This window comes from Embleya sp. NPDC025285 (assembly GCF_055558835.1).
In genome coordinates this window covers 41,422-59,968 of record NZ_JBVHLU010000005.1, presented here as the reverse complement: position 1 = coordinate 59,968, position 18,547 = coordinate 41,422, and the positions used below count along the sequence as shown (strand labels likewise).

Here is an 18,547-nt window from a genome sequence, read left to right as displayed (position 1 = left end):
TGGTGGGCGCCGGCGGGTGCCGACGGTGCCGGCGGGCGTCGAGTGGGCGCCGGTCGGCGCTTGGGCCGCGCCGACCGGATGCCGGGATGCCGGCCGGGTCAGACGCGCGGGGCGGCCGTGAGCTTGGCGATCTGGCGGGACACGAGGTCGTCGGCCGGAAGCGCGGGTGTGGTCGCGGACAGGTCCGCGTTGCTGACCACCACGACCGTCGAGCCGATCCGGACCACGATCTGGCCCAGCGCGCCGCCCGCTTCGGGGGTCATCCCGACCGCCAACGACTCGTCGCCGAGGGTGGCGTGCGCGATCTCGGCGTACGCGTGGGTGCTCGTCTCGCCCTCGGCGTCGGTGGAGGTGATCGACGCGCAGGATTTCAGCGCGCTGCGGCCCTGGGCGAACAGGTTCCGCGCGCCGGCGTCGGTGAAGGCGAACAACTCGACGACGATGAAGCCGGTCGGTGTGGGGCCGCCCTTGGCCACCGACGCCTGCGCGGACGCGGTGGGCGCGCCGGCGGCCTGGGCCGGGCGCAGCAGGTCGATCAGCGGCTGGCACGCGGTGTCCCGCGCGGTCTCCCGGACTTCGGTGCGATCGTTCGAGACGACCTCGTAGGCGCCGGGCGGCATCTCCGCCGCGGTCAACAGGGCGGCGTCGAGGCGGGATTGGGCGGTCGGGTCGGAGCCGGTTCCGTTGCCGTTCCCGGGCGGGGTGGCCGACTCGTCGGTGGGGGGTTGTGCGGGCGGAGGTTCCCCGGGGGAGGAGTCCGTGGCGGGCGGGCCGGAGGCGGGCGGCCCGGCAGCCGGCGGCGCGGAGCCCGCAGGCGCGGTCCCCGACGGTGCCGGTGTCGCCGCGGCCTTCGCCTCGGGCGTGGCCGTGTTCGCGTACTCGCGCGCCAACGCCTCCTCGTCGCGACCGCACGCGGTCGCCGCCAGGAGCACAGCCCCGGCGATCACCGCTGTTCCCACCCGAATCACGATTCTGCGCATACGAGGTTTCCTTCGGAGAAGCTCGGTCGGTCCGGTGGGGCCCGAACGCCGGACGAGGACGGCGATCGGGCCGATCGGGATCCGATGGGCCATCAGGAAGCGGAACAGCGGCCGACCGGCCGCCCGCTCATCCCACCCACGAGCAGGGCATCCGGCGCCGGATCGGGCGGAGTTCGCCGCCCCGGAGCCGAAGCGTCGGCCGGTGTCGGGCCGGGCGCGGCCGCCCGGTCGAAAGGGGGCGCAACGAGAGCGGCAACATCATGCTGGAACCTGCTTGCATTTGCCAACCATCCACCGCCGACCCATCGGGAATCACGACTTCGCCGCTGCCGTGATCCTTTCGACCTGCTTGGTGACCAGAGCGAGATCCGGCACCTTGGCGGCGTTGCCGGAAAGGTCCGCGGAGCTGATCACGATCAGCGTGGAGCCGACCCGGATCGCGATCGACGCGCGTGCGCCGCCGTCCTCGGGTGAACTGGTGATCGCCAACGTGTCGTCGCCCAGCTTCGGGTGGGCGATTTCGGTGTGCTTGATCGTCGAGGTCTCACCCTCGGGGTCCTTCATCGACACCGACCCACAGTTCTTCAGGGCCGCGCGCCCCTTGGCCATCACGGCTTCCGCGTCGGTGCCCGAGAAGGAGAACAACTCGCTACCGATCACGCCGGTGGGGATCGGGGTGCCCATCGACACGAAGGCCTGAGCGACGGCGGCCGGCTTCGTGGCGCCCTGCCTCGGCAGGAACAGGTCCACGAGCGGTTGGCAGTCGGCAGGCGTCGCGGTCGCGCGGTCGTCCGACCCGGCCGCGGGCCGGGTCAGGTAGACGCCTTGCGGGAGGTCGGCGGCGGTGAGTACGGCCTTCTCCAATTGCGGGCCGGTCAACGCGGAAACCGCGCCCGCGGCCGAGGACGGGGCAGCCGGCGGCGTCGTGCCGGCCGCCGGCGTACCCGGAATCGGCGCGGACGGCGCGGACGGCGCGGCCGAACTCGGCGTGCCGGCGGCCGATTTTCCGCTGTCCTTCTTGTCGTCGTCGGAACCGCACGCGGTCGCCGCAACGAGCAGTGCACCGGTGATCACGATCGAGCCCAGCCGAGACATGGATGTGCGCATGGAACGGGTTCCTCCGAGGAATGCGGCCCGCTCCGACGCACCACGCCGGTACGAAGCGTCGCGAGAGCACGACGCGGCGGGCCGCGAAGAGAGTGTGACGGGCCTTCAGGAGCCTTCAGGAAGCCGACACACCGAACTCGCAGCCCGGACCACGTCTCCCCACAAGACGGTTCAGCCGGCGACGAACGAGTCGGGACTCTCCGCGACGCGTTGCGAACCAGCTTGCGTCGAAGGCAAGTTGGTGCCGATCGGCGCGTCGCGACGAGAGCGCGCTCATCATCGTGCACCTCGGCGAACTTTGCCAACTAATTGAGCGGGGAGTTCGCCACCGCGTCCTGCCACCAGGTCGGCAGCGCTTCCACATGCCTCGTCCACTCGGCGGGCAACTCGGCCCGGACACCCACGATCGCGCCGACGATCGCGCATGTGGTGTCCACGTCGCCGCCCGCGCTCGCGGTGGACCAGAAGGCCGCCGGGTAGTCGTCGAGGTGCCGGGACGCGGACCACACCGCGAACGGGACCGTGTCCGGTGCGCTCACCTCGTGACCGTTGCCGAGCATCCGGCCGACCGCGCGGGAGTCCTGACGGTCCACCAGATCCAGTGCCGCGCCCAGCCGTTCGCGGACCAGCCCGGTGGGTGTGCGATCGCGGACAAAGCTCACGAAGTCGCCCGCACCCGGCCGGTCCAGGGTCGCCGCGCCCGCCGCCGCGACCGCCACCGCGACCGCGCCGGCAACACCTTCGGGATGGGTGTGCGTGACCTCGGCGGACAACGCGGCCTGCTCCGCCACCATGTCGAGGTCGTCCGCGAACCACGCGCCCAGCGGCCCGACGCGCATCGCCGCCCCGTTGCCCCACGAGCCCTGGCCGTCGAAGGGCTCGGCGGCCAGCGTGCGCCAATCACCGCCTTGGCGAACCAGTCGCAACATCCGGTTCGTGGAAGGCCCGTAGCCCCGATCGAAGTCGTGCCGGTGAGCGAAGGACTTGGCCAACTCGTCTTGGTCGACGGTGCCGCGCCGGGTCAACTCGGCATGCAGGACGCAGGCCATCTCGGTGTCGTCGGTCCACGGCCAACTGCCGCTCGGCAGGCTGCGATCGGCCAGGTGCGGGAGGTTGTCGGGGACGAAGAACTGGGCGCCGAGCGCGTCACCCAGCGCGAGGCCGCGCAACGAGGCGAGGGCGGAGGCGGCGCGGGCGGCGGGGGTACGGCGGGTGGAGGGGACGGAGGGAGTGCGGGCGGAGGAGGCGTCTTCGTAGGAGGCGTGCGTCATATGGACAGTCATTATTCCGCCCTCCGTGCTTGGATGTCCCGTGCTTGGATGCCCCGAATGACCTGCTCCCGGGCGCCCGGGAGCGCCGTCCGACTCCGGACCGACGAAGCCGCTCCGACCGGGGGCATCGCTGTGACCGATGCCCTCCGTACGCCGGCCCGGCCGTCGCGCGAGCGCACGTGACGCCCGCCGTCACCGTCGCGGTGCTGGGCTCGGCCGGATTGCACGCGGCCTGGAACGCACTCGCGCACGGGCTCAAGGACCGGCTCGGGACGATGGTGATGATCCAGGTGGCAAGCCTGGCCATCGGCCTGTCCTGCCTGCCGTTCGTCGGCGTCCCGGCCGCCGGTGCCTGGCCGTGGCTGCTCGGCTCGGCGGCCCTGCACGTGGTCTACAACCTGCTCCTGCTGGAGACGTATCGGCTGGGCGACTTCGGCCAGGTGTACCCGATCGCGCGTGGCACCTCCCCATGGGTCACCGCGCTGATCGGGGTGACCCTGCTGCACGAGTACCTGACCGTGACGCAGACCGTCGGTGTCGTGGTGATCTCGGCGGGCATGCTGGTCCTCGCCCTGGCCGGCGGCATCCCGCGCCGCAGCGAGGCGACCGCGGTCCTGGCCGCACTGGCCACCGGCTGCGCGATAGCGCTGTACACCGTCCTGGACGGCGTCGGCGCGCGATCCTCGGGCTCGGCGATGTCGTACGCGGCCTGGCTGTTCGTTCTCGAATCGGCCCCGACCATCCTGGTCCTGCGCCTCCGCGCACGCCGAGACCCCACCACCACCCCGAATCCGCAACGTGCCTGGGGCCTGCTCGGCGGCGCGATGTCGCTCGCCGCCTACACCCTCGTCATCTGGGCCCAGACCCGAGGCACCCTGGCCACGATCGCCGCCCTCCGCGAAACCTCGGTCGTCTTCGGCGCGATCATCGGCACCCTGATCTTCCACGAGACCTACGGCCGCCACCGAATAGCAGCCACCATCCTGGTCCTCACCGGCATAACCGCGATCAACCTCCCCTAGGCCGCTGCCGCAATCTCCCTCCGAGCTCCGCGAGACCCGGCACCGCATCCACCCCTCGGGCTGCTCGCCGCACTCGCCGTTCCGGAACACAGTCGAACCGCATGGGTTGGCTTCGCCGACGTACGGCACCGATCGCTGCGGAGCCCAATGGGGGTCACGCCCCGGCACCCGCCAAGATCTGCCGAAGCAGGCCCCGGGTCCACCCCGAGTGCGTGTCGGCCCGCAACGCTTCCCGTGGGCGGCACGAACTTCGCCCCTGCCAAGCCGCGATCGATGCCCTGTGCGCGTCCGAACCCGGGCCCGGGTACGGCGCGTTCGGCCGCCGGAGAGTCCCGTCGTCGCCTACCGGACCCATGGGCACACCGGACTCGGCGGCGGACGCGATGCCCACAACCCGCGCGACCCGCCGGCGGCGCCCACCCGGCGAACACGTGGGTTGCCGTCCGCCACACGCCTGCTGACGTCCGCCACCCGCCCGCGACGGTGTCGGCCGAACGCCACTTCAGCCTCCCACTCCCGATACCGCATCGGCTTCCTTCGACCCGGCCCCGAGTCGAGTGCCAGGCCCTACGGTCGAGTCGAAGCCAGTGTTGCCGACAGTCCGACGTAGCCGACCGATCGAGGCCAACCCGGAGGCGTACATGAGATTCGGCGTGAACATTCCCAACTACGGGCCCACCGCGAGCCCCGACGCGATGTTGACCTAGGTCCGGCATGCCGAGGATCTCGGCCTGGACCTGGCCATGCTGTCCGACCACATCGCGGTCACCTCGGACGTCGCCGCCCAATACCCGGCGCCCTTCTACGAACCACTGACCGCACTCGCCTGGCCGGCCGTACCGAGCGAATCCGGCTGGGCACCACCGTGCTGATCCTGCCCTACCGCGACCCGCTGCCGACCGCCCGAGTGACCGCCAACCTGGACCGATACAGCGCCGGCCGCCTGGTCCTGGGCATCGGAATCGGCTGGGCCGAGGAGGAATTCGCCGCGCTGAAGATCCCGTACGCCGAGCGCGGCCGGATCACCGACGAATACCTCGCGGCGCTGCACACGCTGTGGTCCGAGGACATCGCCTCGTTCGAGGGCACCCACACCTCCTTCACCGGCGTACACACCGCCCCGCGCCCGCTCCAATCCCCGCGCCCACCGCTGTGGATCGGCGGCAACAGCCCCGCCGCCATCCGCCGCGCGGCCCGCCACGGCGACACCTGGCACCCCCTGGGCGTCACCCCGCAATGGCTCGAAAAGCAGGGCCTCCCCGCCCTCCGCATCGCTGCCGAACAGGCCGCCCGCCCAACCCCCACGGTCACCCTGCGCACCCCACTCCGAGTCACCACCACCCCGATCCCCGACGCCGACCGCCTCCCCGGCGAGGGCACCCTCCCGCAAATCGAGACCGACCTGGCCGCCCTCGCCACCCTCGGCATCGCCCACGTCCTCCTCGACCCCCGCTACCGCGAACCCACCCGCCTCCAGCCCCCCGAAACCGACCGCACCCACCTCGAAGCCATAACCCCCCTCCTCACCACCCACCAGCCATAACCCCACCGGCACGCGGCCGAGACCCAATCGCCGGCGGAATCCCTTCTCGCCCCGGGTACCCAAGCCGCCGGCCAAAATGAGGCGGCCCCGGACGAACACCGACATCGAACGCGCGATCAATCCGCCATCGAAGCCCGACGCGCGAGCCCCCTCGTCAGCCGTTCTCGAGCCGCCCCAGAGCCGGCGAACATGTGCACGGAGCCGGATCCGTCGCCGGATCCGTCCGCTCGAACCGGAGCCACAGGACAAAGGTCACTCGGTACCGGGACCAAAGACCCGTCTCTCCACCACGAATCCACCCCGGCGGGCCCCATCGCGGCACATCGATCCAGTGAGCGTGATCACGAGGCCACCGACGCGTCACCCGCCCGGATCAAGCCCGAACGAGGCGGGAGCCATACCAAAGCCCACGAAAAATCTGTCCGCCCCAATCCCCGAACGAGACCCGAACCCGCGAGCCCACGTCGAAAGCCAAGACCACGCCAGAACCACGCAAGGACCGAAAGTCCCGAGATACGACGAAGGCCCAGACCAGGGAAAACCTCCCCTGACCTGGGCCTTCGTACTTCTGAGCGGGTGACGAGGATCGAACTCGCACCACTAGCTTGGAAGGCTAGGGCTCTACCATTGAGCTACACCCGCAGCTGGTGTGGCGTGCACGTGGCGCCTAGGTTAGCGGATTGGTGCGCGGCCAGTGCAGACTCTAGCGTGTCGTCCTCTAGACTTCATCGGGCGCCACGGGGCGTAGCGTAGTGGCTAGCGCGCCTGCTTTGGGAGCAGGAGATCGGGAGTTCGAGTCTCCCCGCCCCGACCACCACATCATGGATTCGCTGCAGGATGGATCGGTACGCCGGTTCTGAACCTTCAGTGTGCCGTCAGGCAAGATGCACAGGCCCGGAAGAACAGCCCGCAGCAAGGAGACCCTTACCGTGAAGAGCGCCGTCGAGACGCTGAACCCGACCCGGGTTCGGCTCACCGTCGAGGTTCCCTCCGAGGAGCTGAAGCCCAGCCTCGACGCGGCGTACAAGAAGATCGGCAAGCAGGTGACGGTCCCGGGCTTCCGCAAGGGCAAGATCCCGGCTCGCATCATCGACCAGCGCTTCGGTCGCGAGGCCGTTTTCGTCGAGGCGTTCGATGAGATCCTCTCCTCCTCGTACGGCAAGGCCGTCGAGGAGAACGAGCTGCGCGTCCTGGGCCAGCCCGAGGTCACCGAGGTCACCGACGTGACCGAGCTGGCCGGCGGTGCCGATCTGAAGTTCACCGCAGAGGTCGACACCCGTCCCGAGATCGAGCTGCCGGACTACTCCGGCATCGAGGTCGAGGTCGATGACATCACCGTCACCGACGAGGACGTCGCCGAGAAGATCGAAGAGCTGCGTGACCGCTTCGGTGCGCTGAACACCGTCGAGCGGGCCGCGGCCGAGGGCGACACGGTCGTCATCGACATCGAGGCCAAGGTCAACGGCGAGGTGCTGGAGGACGGCGTCGCGAAGGCGATGTCGTACCAGATCGGCGGCGACACGATGCTGGACGGCCTCGACGCCGCCGTCATCGGCGCGTCGGCCGGCGAGACCAAGACCTTCGAGACCGAGCTCCAGGGTGGCAGCGCGGCCGGCGAGACCGCCGAGGTCTCGGTCCAGGTGACCACCGTCAAGGCCAAGGAGCTCCCCGAGCTCGACGACGACTTCGCGCAGCTCGCCAGCGAGTTCGACACGCTGGACGAGCTGAAGGCGGACCTGCGCGAGAAGCTCGACCACCAGAAGCTGCACGACCAGCAGAACGAGGGTCGGGACAAGGTTCTGGAAGCCCTGCTCGAGCAGATCGAGGTGCCGCTGCCGGAGAGCATCGTCACCGAGGAGATCGAGCAGCGTCGCGGTCAGCTCGAGCAGCAGCTCGGCATGATGGGCATGGACCTGGCCAAGTGGCTGGAGATCCAGGGCCAGACCGCCGAGGAGTACGAGACCGAGCTCCAGGACAGCGTCCGCAAGGGCATGCGCGCCCAGTTCGTGCTCGACGAGGTGGTGAAGAAGGAGCAGCTCTCCGTCAACCAGGAAGAGCTGACCCAGCACCTCATCCAGCGGGCGCAGCAGTCCGGCATGAGCCCGGACCAGTTCGCGCAGCAGGTCATGCAGTCCGGCTACGTGCCGGTCCTGGTCGGCGAGGTCGCTCGCGGCAAGGCCCTCGAGGTCATCGCCAAGGGCGCCAAGGCCAAGGACGCGTCCGGCAACGAGGTCAGCCTCGGTGTCGACCTGCACGCGGACGACGCGGACAACCACGAGGGCCACGACCACGCGGAGACCGAAGAGGCCGCTCCCGCGTCGGACGCGACCGCGGAGGAGAAGGCCGAGGCCTGATCCACACTCGCGCGACGCCCTCGCGACGCGCGCGACTCGCGATGGCCGGTCGGGGTGACCCGCGGCGCACGCAGTGCGTGTAGGGCGTAGTAGCTGTAGGGAGTAGGACCCGACGCTTCGGGCCCGGTCCCCGCTTCGGCGGAGACCGGGCCCGAAGTGCGTTTCGGGCGCGAGGCGCACGGGTGGGTGCGGGAGGGGCGGCGGGGGGAGGGCTCCCACGCTCGGAGTACGCCTGGAGCCGGTCGCACGGTCGGGTGGATGCCGGGCCGCCCGGCCGTGTTCGGAGATCGGGTCCGCTCGGCGGTGCGGCAGGTGCGCGGTGTGGCGACGGTGGCGCGGATGGTTCGCGCGGGCGAACCACCGTGCGGGGCCGGTCTCGCGATCCGTCGCCGGTCTCGCGATCCGTGTCGCGCCGATTCGTACCGGGCCGCGCGCGTCGGCTGGTCGCCGACGGCCCCGAAGATGCCTGCGCCGGCCCCGAGGAGCCTCCGCGCGAGTCGAGTCGGTGTCCGATATCGGCTCGCGCGATCGGCGGCCCGTGGCAGCCGTTCTCGCCCTCTCGCCCGGCAACCCGTTGCCGCCCGCACGGCGCAGGACACGGGCCCATGGCGCCGGAGACCCCGTCCCGGTACCCACCGAGCCCCCGATTCCGGTTTCGCCACCCCAAGCTCCGCGCGGTTTCCGTTTCGCCACCCCAAGCTCCGCGCGTCTTCGGTTTCGCCACCCCAAGCTCCGCGCGTCTTCGGTTCCGCCACCCCAAGCTCCGCGCGTCTTCGGTTCCGCCACCCCGAGCTCGCGCGATCCCGGTTCCGCCACCCGAGCTCCCCGCGATCCCGGCCGATCTGCCCGAGCGGCCCAGCGAGCCTGCGGGGCGCGCAGCGGGCGTGAGTCGTGCCGGGCCGAGTCGGCCGGGCGCGACGCGGGGCTCGAGAGGACGGGCCCGGGGCCCGGTCCCGGCCGGGACCGCACCGCACCGGTCCGCACCGGTCCGCACCGGTCCGCACCAGGGGTCGCGGCGGGCAGTCGGCGCGGTCGGGCCGGGGCCGACGCGGGACTCGGGGCGGCGGAGCCGGGACCGGAAGGTTGTCCCGGCCTCGCTCGATCCGCGCGCGACTACCCCGATACCGCCCGGATGCCGCCTTGCTGCGCTCTGGGCGAACAGTCCTGAGTCTGGGATGGCCTGCGACGATCCGCGCGTTAGGGTCGCTGTACGAAGGGGGTCACCCGCCACGAACGCAGGTGCCTCCCAAGGTCGACTTCGTGACGGCTCGGGATTGCCGTCGGAAACGAGCAGGTGGATACGTGACGAATCCGCAGATCGTGACTCCGGGGCTCGCGGTGCCCACTTCGCGTGCATCTCAGCCGGGTGGGATGGGGCTCGACGACCAGGTCTACAACCGGTTGCTGCGCGAGCGGATCATCTTCCTCGGCTCGGTGGTCGAGGACCAGATCGCCAACGCGATCTCCGCCCAGCTCCTGTTGCTGAACGCAGAGGACCCGGAAAAGGACATCTGGCTCTACGTCAACTCGCCCGGTGGCTCCATCACCGCCGGCATGGCGATCTACGACACGATGCAGTGGATCAGCAACGATGTCGCGACCGTCGCGATGGGCCTGGCCGCCTCCATGGGCCAGTTCCTGTTGACCGCCGGAGCCCCCGGCAAGCGCATCGCGCTGGCCAACTCCGAGATCCTGATGCACCAGCCGTCCGCCGGTCTCGGTGGCTCGGCGTCGGACATCAAGATCCAGGCCGAGCAGCTCCTGCGCACCAAGCGCAAGATGACTCGCCTGATCGCGCACCATTCCGGGCAGACCCCCGAGAAGATCGAGCACGACTCGGACCGCGACCGCTGGTTCTCCGCCGAGGAGGCCAAGGAATACGGCCTGGTGGACCACGTGGTTCGCAGTGCGGCCGAGGTTCCCAACACCGGCAGCACCAGCTGATACCGGCGGCTGTACACAGCTGAACCCGGCTGACCGACAGCTGATCCACACCAGCCGACCCCGGCTGGGAAACAGCGTGAGTCGGCCTCCGGTCGCCCAGCCACTGAGTCGAGTCCGCAGTCCCGGAGGGCTGAGATTTCCATGAATGACAATCTGTTCCACCGGCCCGAGGGCCTGGCACCGTTGGCCTCGCGCAGCGCCGAGAGCCGTTACGTCCTGCCGCGTTTCATCGAGCGCACGTCGCAGGGTTTCCGCGAGCAGGACCCGTACACCAAGCTGTTCGAGGAGCGGATCATCTTCCTGGGTGTCCAGGTCGACGACGCCTCCGCGAACGACGTGATGGCGCAGCTGCTGACGCTCGAGTCGATGGACCCCGATCGGGACATCTCGATCTACATCAACTCGCCCGGCGGTTCCTTCACGGCGCTTACCGCCATCTACGACACGATGCAGTTCGTGCGCCCCGACATCCAGACGGTGTGCATGGGCCAGGCGGCCTCCGCCGCCGCCGTTCTGCTCGCCGCGGGAACTCCGGGCAAGCGAATGGCGCTGCCGAACTCCCGCATCCTCATCCACCAGCCGTACAGTGAAACAGGGCGCGCGCAAGTCAGCGACCTGGAGATCCAGGCTCGTGAGATCCAGCGCATGCGCACCATGCTGGAAACGATGCTCGCGCAGCACAGCACGAGGCCGATCGAGCAGGTTCGCGACGACATCGAGCGCGACAAGATTCTGACGGCCGAAGAGGCGCTTGCGTACGGCCTCATCGACGAGATCACCGCACCTCGGAAGGTCGTCGGCTAGTGTCCCCGCCCGGTCGGCGGCTTGCCGCCGACCGGACAACGGTGACCGGTTGATGGTCAAAACCGGGGGATCGGAGATTCCGGCGGGGTACCGTCGAAAGACCAGGCACCAGGTCCGGGACATCCGGGGCCCAGGCGAAGGAGATGCACCTCGTGGCACGCATCGGTGACGGTGGCGACCTGCTCAAGTGCTCGTTCTGCGGAAAGAGCCAGAAGCAGGTGAAGAAGCTCATTGCCGGTCCGGGTGTCTACATCTGTGACGAGTGCATCGACCTGTGCAACGAGATCATCGAGGAGGAGCTCTCCGAGTCCTCCGAGTTGAAGTTCGAGGAGCTCCCCAAGCCGCGGGAGATCTACGAGTTCCTCGACGGCTACGTGGTCGGGCAGGAAGTCGCCAAGAAGGCGCTCTCGGTAGCGGTGTACAACCACTACAAGCGGGTCCAGGCGGGCGAGTCCGCCAAGGCGTCCCGGGACGACGGCGTCGAACTGGCCAAGTCGAACATCCTGCTGCTCGGGCCGACCGGCTGTGGCAAGACGCTGCTGGCCCAGACCCTGGCCCGGATGCTCAACGTGCCGTTCGCCATCGCCGACGCGACCGCGCTCACCGAGGCGGGCTACGTCGGCGAGGATGTCGAGAACATCCTGCTGAAGCTGATCCAGGCGGCCGACTACGACGTCAAGAAGGCCGAGACCGGGATCATCTACATCGACGAGGTCGACAAGATCGCTCGCAAGAGTGAGAACCCGTCGATCACGCGCGACGTGTCCGGTGAGGGCGTGCAGCAGGCGCTGCTGAAGATCATCGAGGGCACCACCGCGAGTGTGCCGCCGCAGGGCGGCCGCAAGCACCCGCACCAGGAGTTCATCCAGATCGACACGACGAACGTGCTGTTCATCGTGGGTGGCGCGTTCGCCGGCCTGGAGAAGATCATCGAAGGCCGGGTCGGCCGCAAGGGCATCGGCTTCGGCGCGCAGATCCGCTCCAAGCGCGATGTGGAGAGCGCCGACTCGTTCGCCGACGTGATGCCCGAGGACCTGCTCAAGTTCGGCATGATCCCGGAGTTCATCGGCCGGCTTCCGGTGCTCACCTCGGTGCACAACCTGGACCGCGAGGCGCTCATCCAGATCCTGACCGAGCCCAAGAACGCGCTGGTGAAGCAGTATCGCCGGCTGTTCGAACTCGACGGGGTCGAGCTGGACTTCGAGATGGAGGCGCTGGAGGCGATCGCCGACCAAGCGATCATGCGCGGCACCGGTGCGCGCGGCCTGCGGGCGATCCTCGAAGAGGTGCTCCAGTCGGTGATGTACGAGGTCCCGTCCCGCAAGGACGTGGCCCGCGTCGTGGTCACCGACCAGGTGGTGCTCAAGCACGTCAATCCCACGCTTGTGCCGCGCGACGTGGTCAAGCGGGAGCGGCGCGACAAGAGCGCCTGAGCCGAACCCTCCACCCACCGGCAACCGAGCGGAAGCCGAACGGCGGCCGGAAAGCCCCCGGGACGACAGCCGAGGTGCCCAGGACGGCTATCGGGCGGTGCCCGCGTACACGTTCGCGATCACCAGCCGAGCGTGTGCGACACCGGCTCCGTCGCTGACGTGCACGAGATCGTGCTCGTCGCCCCACAGACACATCGCCGTGGTGGGGTTGCTCCAGCAGCGGAGCAACCCCGGCGGGCCGGGTACGGCCGGATCCTCGGTCAGCGACACCGCCGGCACGAAGTCCCGGACGTATGCCGCCGGCGCCGTGTCCCGCCTGGTCGCCAGCGTCAGCAGCACCGTCTCGCCGATCTGCCCGCCGCCGAAGACCTCGGTTCGGACGTCGGTGAAGGTCCGCCCGATCGTCGCGTCGAGTTCGCCGACCGTGCCGGGCAACTCCTGGTGGGGGACCGGGCCTCGGGCCTCGATCGTGGTCGGCATCACGAGCGGTCCGGCGATCCGTACGCCGGCAGGCGCGGTCGGCAGGCCGCGCGGCCGACTCGGACCGCCGCCGCTGCCGCCCGAGTCGAGCAGCAGTACGACGACCACCACCGCGGCCACGACCACCGCCGCGCTGCCCAGGACGCCCACGAGCAGCGCGGCCCGGTCCCGGGAGCGGTCGCTCGGCGGCGGAGCGTCGGTCGGTGGGCCGCTCGGGTATCCCGCGCCACTCGTCCCGGACTCCTGCATGCCGCCGTACCCGTCGCTCATCGCCCCCACCACCTCGTGGCTCGGCCGTACGTCATCGGTACCCGGTACAACGACGGTAGGGCCGCGAGGCGACGCACGAACGCGCGTTCCGCCGCGGCCCCGCCGGCGCATCCGGGAGCGCCCCGCCGCTACTTCTCCAGATCCGCGCGCATCGCCTTGAACTTCGCCGCGGCCTGATCCGCCGACGACTGTTCGAAGTAGGCCACAGCCGTCGTGTACCGGTCCGCCCACCCGCAGATCGCCGCGGGCCCGGCGGCCGAACCGGGCATGCACTCCAGCGTGCCGCCCAGCGGGCCGGCGTCGTAGGACTTCATGGTGACCCCGTCCGGGACGCTGCCGCCGCTGCCGTTCACGTACTCGACCATGCCGCGCAGCATGTGCTCCAGCCGCTTGCCGTCGACCCCGGTCATCCCGTCCACGCCCACGAACAGCACCGCGCGCGGGCCGGCCCCGGTCGCGCCGTATGCCGCGACCACCACGTTGTTGACGCGGTCGCGCACCTCGCCCGGGTCGACCGGAACGTCGGTGGGCCCGTCGGTCAGCCGGGTCAGGCCGCCCGCCCGGGCGGCGGGCTGGAGCCTGCGCACACCGGCCGGCGTCGACGGCCGGCCGGACGGGACCGATGTCGAGGGCGCGGTCGGCTGGGCCTTGCCGCTCGGCAGCTCCGCCGGCCGCGTCACGGCCGAGGTCGCCCCGGCGTCGGCCGGTCGGTCCGGTGTGGCGACCGCCGGGCCGCTCCGGTCGGCCTTGTCGTCCTTGGCCTGACAACCCGTCAGCACGGATGCCCCGAGCACCGAGACGGTGACGGCGGTGATGGTGGTGAGCAGTGTCGAGGTGCGAGTACGCACGAGATCCCCCCGGATTCACGGATTCACGGATATCGGGCCGGCTCCCGACGCCCCGACCGATGCCCCCATCGTCGAAACCGGATACCGCCCACGGCGCAAGTTAGCGGTGCCCGGCGCCCGGCGGGGTCGCGGTGACAGCACGGTGACAAGGGCGGGACGCCTCCGGCGCGAAACCGACCTCCGCGCCCGCCGCCGCGCCCCCTGCGCGCCCGCCGCCTCGACGGCCGCGTCAGCGCCGCCCGGCCGTCGCCCGCCCGCCGCGCCACCGCCCTGCCACCGCCCCACCGCCGCCGCGTCGAAGGCGCCCGCGCGCCTTCCGTAGACTGGGGCGGTGACCGAGAACACCATTCCCGCAGCCGCTGCCGCCGAGCAGCCGCAGGCCCTTCCCTCCCAGTACACCCCCGCCGAGGTAGAGGGGAAGCTGTACGAGCGCTGGGTAGCCGCGGGTTGGTTCGAGGCCGACGCGAAGAGTGACAAGCCCCCGTACACGATCGTCATCCCGCCGCCGAACGTCACCGGACAGCTGCACCTGGGCCACGCGTTCCAGCACACGCTGATGGACGCGCTCACCCGCCGCAAGCGCATGCAGGGCTTCGAGGCGCTGTGGCTGCCCGGCATGGACCACGCCGGCATCGCCACCCAGAACGTGGTCGAGCGCGAGCTGGCCAAGGAGGGCAAGTCCCGGCACGACCTGGGCCGCGAGGAGTTCGTGGACCGGGTCTGGCAGTGGAAGGAAGAGTACGGCGGGAAGATCCTCGGCCAGATGCGTCGCCTCGGCGACGGCGTCGACTGGTCGCGGGAGCGCTTCACCATGGACGAGGGCCTGTCCCAGGCCGTGCAGACCATCTTCAAGCGGCTCTACGACGACGAGTTGATCTATCGCGCCGAGCGCATCATCAACTGGTGTCCGCGCTGCCTGACCGCGATCTCCGACATCGAGGTCGAGCACCAGGACGACGAGGGCGAGCTGGTCTCGATCCGCTACGGCGACGGCGACGCCGCGATCGTGGTGGCCACCACGCGCGCCGAGACCATGCTCGGCGACACCGCCGTCGCGGTGCACCCCGGCGACGAGCGGTACGCGCACCTGGTCGGCACCGAGATCGAACTGCCGCTCACCGGGCGGCGGATCCCGATCGTGGCCGACGAGCACGTGGACCCCGAGTTCGGCACCGGCGCGGTCAAGGTGACCCCGGCGCACGACCCGAACGACTTCGAGATCGGCCGCCGGCACAACCTGCCGATGCCCTCGATCATGAACGAGCGGGCGATCGTCACCGTGCACGGCCCGTTCGAGGGACTGGACCGCTACGAGGCGCGCTTCGCGATCGTGGCCGCGCTGCGCGAGCAGGGGCGGATCGTCGCCGAGAAGCGCCCGTACACGCACGCGGTCGGGCACTGCTCGCGCTGCAAGACCACCGTCGAGCCGCGCCTGTCCATGCAGTGGTGGGTCAGGGTCGAGCCGCTGGCCAAGGCCGCCGGCGACGCGGTGCGCGACGGCCGGGTGACCATCCACCCGCAGGAGCTGGCCGGGCGCTACTTCGGCTGGGTCGACAACATGCACGACTGGTGCATCTCGCGCCAGTTGTGGTGGGGCCACCGGATCCCGGTCTGGTACGGCCCGAACGGCGAGACGGTCTGCGTGGGTCCGAACGACGAGGCGCCGACCGGCGAGGGCTGGACGCAGGACACCGACGTGCTCGACACGTGGTTCTCCTCCGCGCTGTGGCCGTTCTCCACGCTGGGCTGGCCCGAGCAGACCGCCGACCTGGCCAAGTTCTATCCGACCGACGTGCTGCTCACCGGGCACGACATCATCTTCTTCTGGGTCGCCCGGATGATGATGTTCGGCCTGTACGCGATGGACGGGCAGGCGCCCTTCCACACCATCGCGCTCACCGGCCTGGTCCGCGACCAGTTCGGCAAGAAGATGTCCAAGTCGTTCGGCAACGTGGTCGACCCGATCGACTGGATGGACGCGTACGGCACCGACGCGCTGCGCTTCACCCTGGCCCGCGGCGCCAACCCCGGCACGGACGTGCCGATCGGCGAGGACTGGGTCCAGGGCTCGCGCAACTTCTGCAACAAGATCTGGAACGCGACCCGGTTCGCGCTGATGAACGGCGCGACCGTCGAGGGTCCGATGCCGGCCGCCGAACAGCTCGCGGCGGCCGATCGCTGGATCCTGTCCCGGCTGGACGCGGTCGTGGCCGAGGTGGACGCGTACTACGAGGACTACCAGTTCGCGAAGCTCTCGGACACGCTCTTCCATTTCGCCTGGGACGAGGTCTTCGACTGGTACGTCGAACTGGCCAAGCTGCCGCTCAACGGTGAGGACGAGGCCGCCGCGCAGGCCACCCGGCGCGTGCTGGGCCACGTCCTGGACGTGACGCTGCGGCTGCTGCACCCGATCGTGCCGTTCGTGACCGAGGAGTTGTGGACCACGCTCACCGGCGGCGAGTCGCTCGTGCCCGCCGAGTGGCCCACCCCGAGCGGGTTCGCCGACCCGGCTGCCGAGGCCGAGATCACCACGCTCCAGCAGGTGATCACCGAGGTTCGCCGGTTCCGCTCGGACCAGGGCCTCAAACCCGGCCAGCGGGTGCCGGCCAACATCTCGCTCGCGGGCACCGCGATCGCCGCGCACGAGGCGGCGCTGCGGCAACTCGCCCGCTGCACACCGGCCGGCGAGGGCTTCGCGGCGACCACGTCCTTCCCGGTCGCGGGCGCGGTGATCGAGCTGGACCTGTCCGGCGCGATCGACTTCGCCGCCGAGCGCAAGCGACTGACCAAGGACCTGGCCGAGGCGGAGAAGGTCCGAGACGTGAACACCAAGAAGCTCGGCAACGCCGGCTTCCTGGCCAAGGCCGCCGCCGATGTGGTGGACAAGGTCCGGGACAAGCTGACCGGAGCCGAAGCCGACATCGAACGCATCAAGGGCCAGCTCGACCGGCTGCCCACCGCCTGATCCGAGCGGCCGCGCGACCCGGGCACACCCACCCGGGCCGCGCGGACGATCGGCGAGCCGCCACCCCGGCTCGGCCCCAACCCCCGAAGAACTCGATCGGAACCGGTGACACCAGTGACAGACCCCGCCGAGGCAGCGGCCGCGCAGCGCGCCGTGGAGGCCGAGCTGATCGGGCGCTGGCCGGAGACCAAGCTCGACCCGTCCACCGACCGCGTGGTCGCGCTGATGGACGTGCTCGGCGAACCCCAGCGGGCGTACCCGGTCATCCACATCACCGGCACCAACGGCAAGACCAGCACGGCCCGGATGATCGAGGCGCTGCTGCGCGCGTTCCAACTGCGCACCGGCCGCTTCACCAGCCCGCATGTCGAGTCGATGACCGAGCGGATCAGCCTGGACGGCGAGCCGATCAGCGCCGAGCGGTTCGTGGAGACCTACCACGACATCCGGCCCTACATCGACATCGTGGACGCCGCGCAGCCGTACCGACTGTCCTTCTTCGAGGTGATCACCGCGATGGCGTACGCCGCGTTCGCCGACGCGCCGGTGGACGTCGCGGTGGTCGAGGTCGGCATGGGCGGCACGTGGGACGCGACCAACGTGGTGGACGGCACGGTCGCCGTGGTCACCCCGATCGCGCTGGACCACGTCGCCCGGCTCGGTGGCACGCCCGGCGAGATCGCGGTGGAGAAGGCCGGGATCATCAAGAAGGACAGCCTGGTCGTGCTGGCGCAACAGCCGGTGGACGCGGCCGAGGCGCTGATCCGACGCGCGGTCGAGGTGGACGCGACGGTGGCCCGCGAGGGCATGGAGTTCGGCGTGGTCCGGCGCGACCTGGCGGTCGGCGGCCAGTTGCTCACCCTGCGCGGCCTGGCGGGGGAGTACGAGGACGTCTTCCTGCCGCTGCACGGCAGCCATCAGGCGCACAACGCGGCGGTCGCGCTGGCCGCCGTGGAGGCGTTCATGGGCGTCGGGGTGGCCGATCGACCCGGGCTCACCAGCGGTGGCGCGCTGAACGCGGACCTGGTCCGCGAGGCGTTCGCGTCGGTCACCTCGCCGGGCCGACTCGAGATCGTCCGGCGCAGCCCCACCGTACTGATCGACGCCGCGCACAACCCCGCCGGCGCCCGGGCCGTCGCGCAGGCGATGACCGACTCGTTCGACTTCCGGCATCTGGTCGGCGTGGTCGGCGTGATGGGCGACAAGGACGTGCGAGGTGTGCTGGAGGCGCTCGAACCGGTGCTCGCCGAGGTCGTGGTGACGCGGAACTCGCAACCACGCGCGATGCCGGTCGACGAACTCGCCGCGCTCGCGGTCGAGGTGTTCGGCGCGGACCGGGTCGACGTGCAGCCGGCCCTGCCGGACGCGATCGAGGCCGCCGTCACGCTGGCCGAGGAGGAGGGCGACCTCGGCGGCGCGGGCGTGCTGATCACCGGCTCCGTGGTCACCGTCGGCGAGGCCCGGGTGCTGCTCAAGGGCGCCGACACCGGGGGAGCCGGCCATCGCAACGGAAGGGACGCCTGAGC

Annotated in this window: 14 protein-coding genes and 2 tRNA genes; 10 read left to right on the top strand and 6 right to left on the bottom strand. The window is 70.5% G+C overall.

Annotated features, from left to right (window positions below):
* Positions 1-98: 98 nt before the first annotated feature.
* From ACZ4FV_RS05055 to ACZ4FV_RS05045, 3 genes are all read right to left on the bottom strand, one after another.
* A complete protein-coding gene (locus ACZ4FV_RS05055; protein WP_402234273.1) occupies positions 99-980 on the bottom strand; it encodes a hypothetical protein in 882 nt (293 codons plus the stop codon).
* Positions 981-1,292: 312 nt separating this feature from the next.
* Positions 1,293-2,087 (bottom strand): hypothetical protein, encoded by a 795-nt coding sequence (locus tag ACZ4FV_RS05050; RefSeq protein ID WP_402234275.1) that lies wholly within the window; start codon positions 2,085-2,087, stop codon positions 1,293-1,295.
* A gap of 305 nt (positions 2,088-2,392) precedes the next feature.
* Positions 2,393-3,370, bottom strand: a complete 978-nt coding sequence (locus ACZ4FV_RS05045) for an ADP-ribosylglycohydrolase family protein (RefSeq protein ID WP_402234277.1) — start codon at positions 3,368-3,370, stop codon at positions 2,393-2,395.
* Between the two features lie 167 nt (positions 3,371-3,537).
* Here ACZ4FV_RS05045 and ACZ4FV_RS05040 point away from each other — a divergent pair, with 167 nt between their 5' ends.
* From ACZ4FV_RS05040 to ACZ4FV_RS05030, 3 genes are all read left to right on the top strand, one after another.
* Positions 3,538-4,380 carry an EamA family transporter gene (locus ACZ4FV_RS05040; RefSeq protein WP_395862944.1) on the top strand — a complete coding sequence of 281 codons (843 nt, stop codon included), beginning with the start codon at positions 3,538-3,540 and terminating at the stop codon, positions 4,378-4,380.
* Positions 4,381-5,123: 743 nt separating this feature from the next.
* The gene (locus ACZ4FV_RS05035; RefSeq protein WP_402234278.1) at positions 5,124-5,252 is read left to right on the top strand and encodes a hypothetical protein; all 129 of its coding nucleotides are present in this window, start codon (positions 5,124-5,126) and stop codon (positions 5,250-5,252) included.
* The gene (locus ACZ4FV_RS05030; protein WP_402234280.1) at positions 5,246-5,923 is read left to right on the top strand and encodes a TIGR03619 family F420-dependent LLM class oxidoreductase; all 678 of its coding nucleotides are present in this window, start codon (positions 5,246-5,248) and stop codon (positions 5,921-5,923) included. The genes ACZ4FV_RS05035 and ACZ4FV_RS05030 overlap by 7 nt, the downstream gene beginning before the upstream one ends.
* A 571-nt stretch (positions 5,924-6,494) precedes the next feature.
* Here the strand turns inward: ACZ4FV_RS05030 and ACZ4FV_RS05025 are convergent.
* Positions 6,495-6,565: transfer RNA gene (locus ACZ4FV_RS05025), tRNA-Gly, on the bottom strand.
* Between the two features lie 96 nt (positions 6,566-6,661).
* Between ACZ4FV_RS05025 and ACZ4FV_RS05020 the strand changes: the two genes are divergently transcribed.
* The 5 genes from ACZ4FV_RS05020 to clpX all read left to right on the top strand — a co-directional run bounded on the left by ACZ4FV_RS05020 (position 6,662) and on the right by clpX (position 12,458).
* Positions 6,662-6,737: transfer RNA gene (locus ACZ4FV_RS05020), tRNA-Pro, on the top strand.
* A 115-nt stretch (positions 6,738-6,852) separates the two neighbouring features.
* The gene (tig, locus tag ACZ4FV_RS05015) at positions 6,853-8,277 is read left to right on the top strand and encodes a trigger factor (protein ID WP_395862924.1); all 1,425 of its coding nucleotides are present in this window, start codon (positions 6,853-6,855) and stop codon (positions 8,275-8,277) included.
* Between the two features lie 1,371 nt (positions 8,278-9,648).
* Positions 9,649-10,221 carry an ATP-dependent Clp protease proteolytic subunit gene (locus ACZ4FV_RS05010; RefSeq protein WP_020550724.1) on the top strand — a complete coding sequence of 191 codons (573 nt, stop codon included), beginning with the start codon at positions 9,649-9,651 and terminating at the stop codon, positions 10,219-10,221.
* A gap of 141 nt (positions 10,222-10,362) precedes the next feature.
* A complete protein-coding gene (locus ACZ4FV_RS05005; RefSeq protein ID WP_395862922.1) occupies positions 10,363-11,025 on the top strand; it encodes an ATP-dependent Clp protease proteolytic subunit in 663 nt (220 codons plus the stop codon).
* A gap of 152 nt (positions 11,026-11,177) precedes the next feature.
* Positions 11,178-12,458, top strand: coding sequence for an ATP-dependent Clp protease ATP-binding subunit ClpX (gene clpX / locus ACZ4FV_RS05000; RefSeq protein ID WP_360304477.1), 1,281 nt, complete (start codon positions 11,178-11,180; stop codon positions 12,456-12,458).
* A gap of 87 nt (positions 12,459-12,545) precedes the next feature.
* Here the strand turns inward: clpX and ACZ4FV_RS04995 are convergent, their stop codons facing one another.
* Both ACZ4FV_RS04995 and ACZ4FV_RS04990 read right to left on the bottom strand, forming a co-directional pair.
* The gene (locus ACZ4FV_RS04995) at positions 12,546-13,208 is read right to left on the bottom strand and encodes a hypothetical protein (RefSeq protein ID WP_395862920.1); all 663 of its coding nucleotides are present in this window, start codon (positions 13,206-13,208) and stop codon (positions 12,546-12,548) included.
* 128 nt (positions 13,209-13,336) lie between these two features.
* On the bottom strand, positions 13,337-14,056 hold the full coding sequence (locus ACZ4FV_RS04990; protein ID WP_395862918.1) for a hypothetical protein: 720 nt from the start codon (positions 14,054-14,056) through the stop codon (positions 13,337-13,339).
* 331 nt (positions 14,057-14,387) lie between these two features.
* Between ACZ4FV_RS04990 and ACZ4FV_RS04985 the strand changes: the two genes are divergently transcribed.
* Positions 14,388-17,021, top strand: a complete 2,634-nt coding sequence (locus ACZ4FV_RS04985; RefSeq protein WP_395862916.1) for a valine--tRNA ligase — start codon at positions 14,388-14,390, stop codon at positions 17,019-17,021.
* Between the two features lie 114 nt (positions 17,022-17,135).
* Positions 17,136-18,545, top strand: coding sequence for a bifunctional tetrahydrofolate synthase/dihydrofolate synthase (gene folC / locus ACZ4FV_RS04980; RefSeq protein ID WP_402234285.1), 1,410 nt, complete (start codon positions 17,136-17,138; stop codon positions 18,543-18,545).
* The last annotated feature ends 2 nt before the right edge of the window (positions 18,546-18,547 follow it).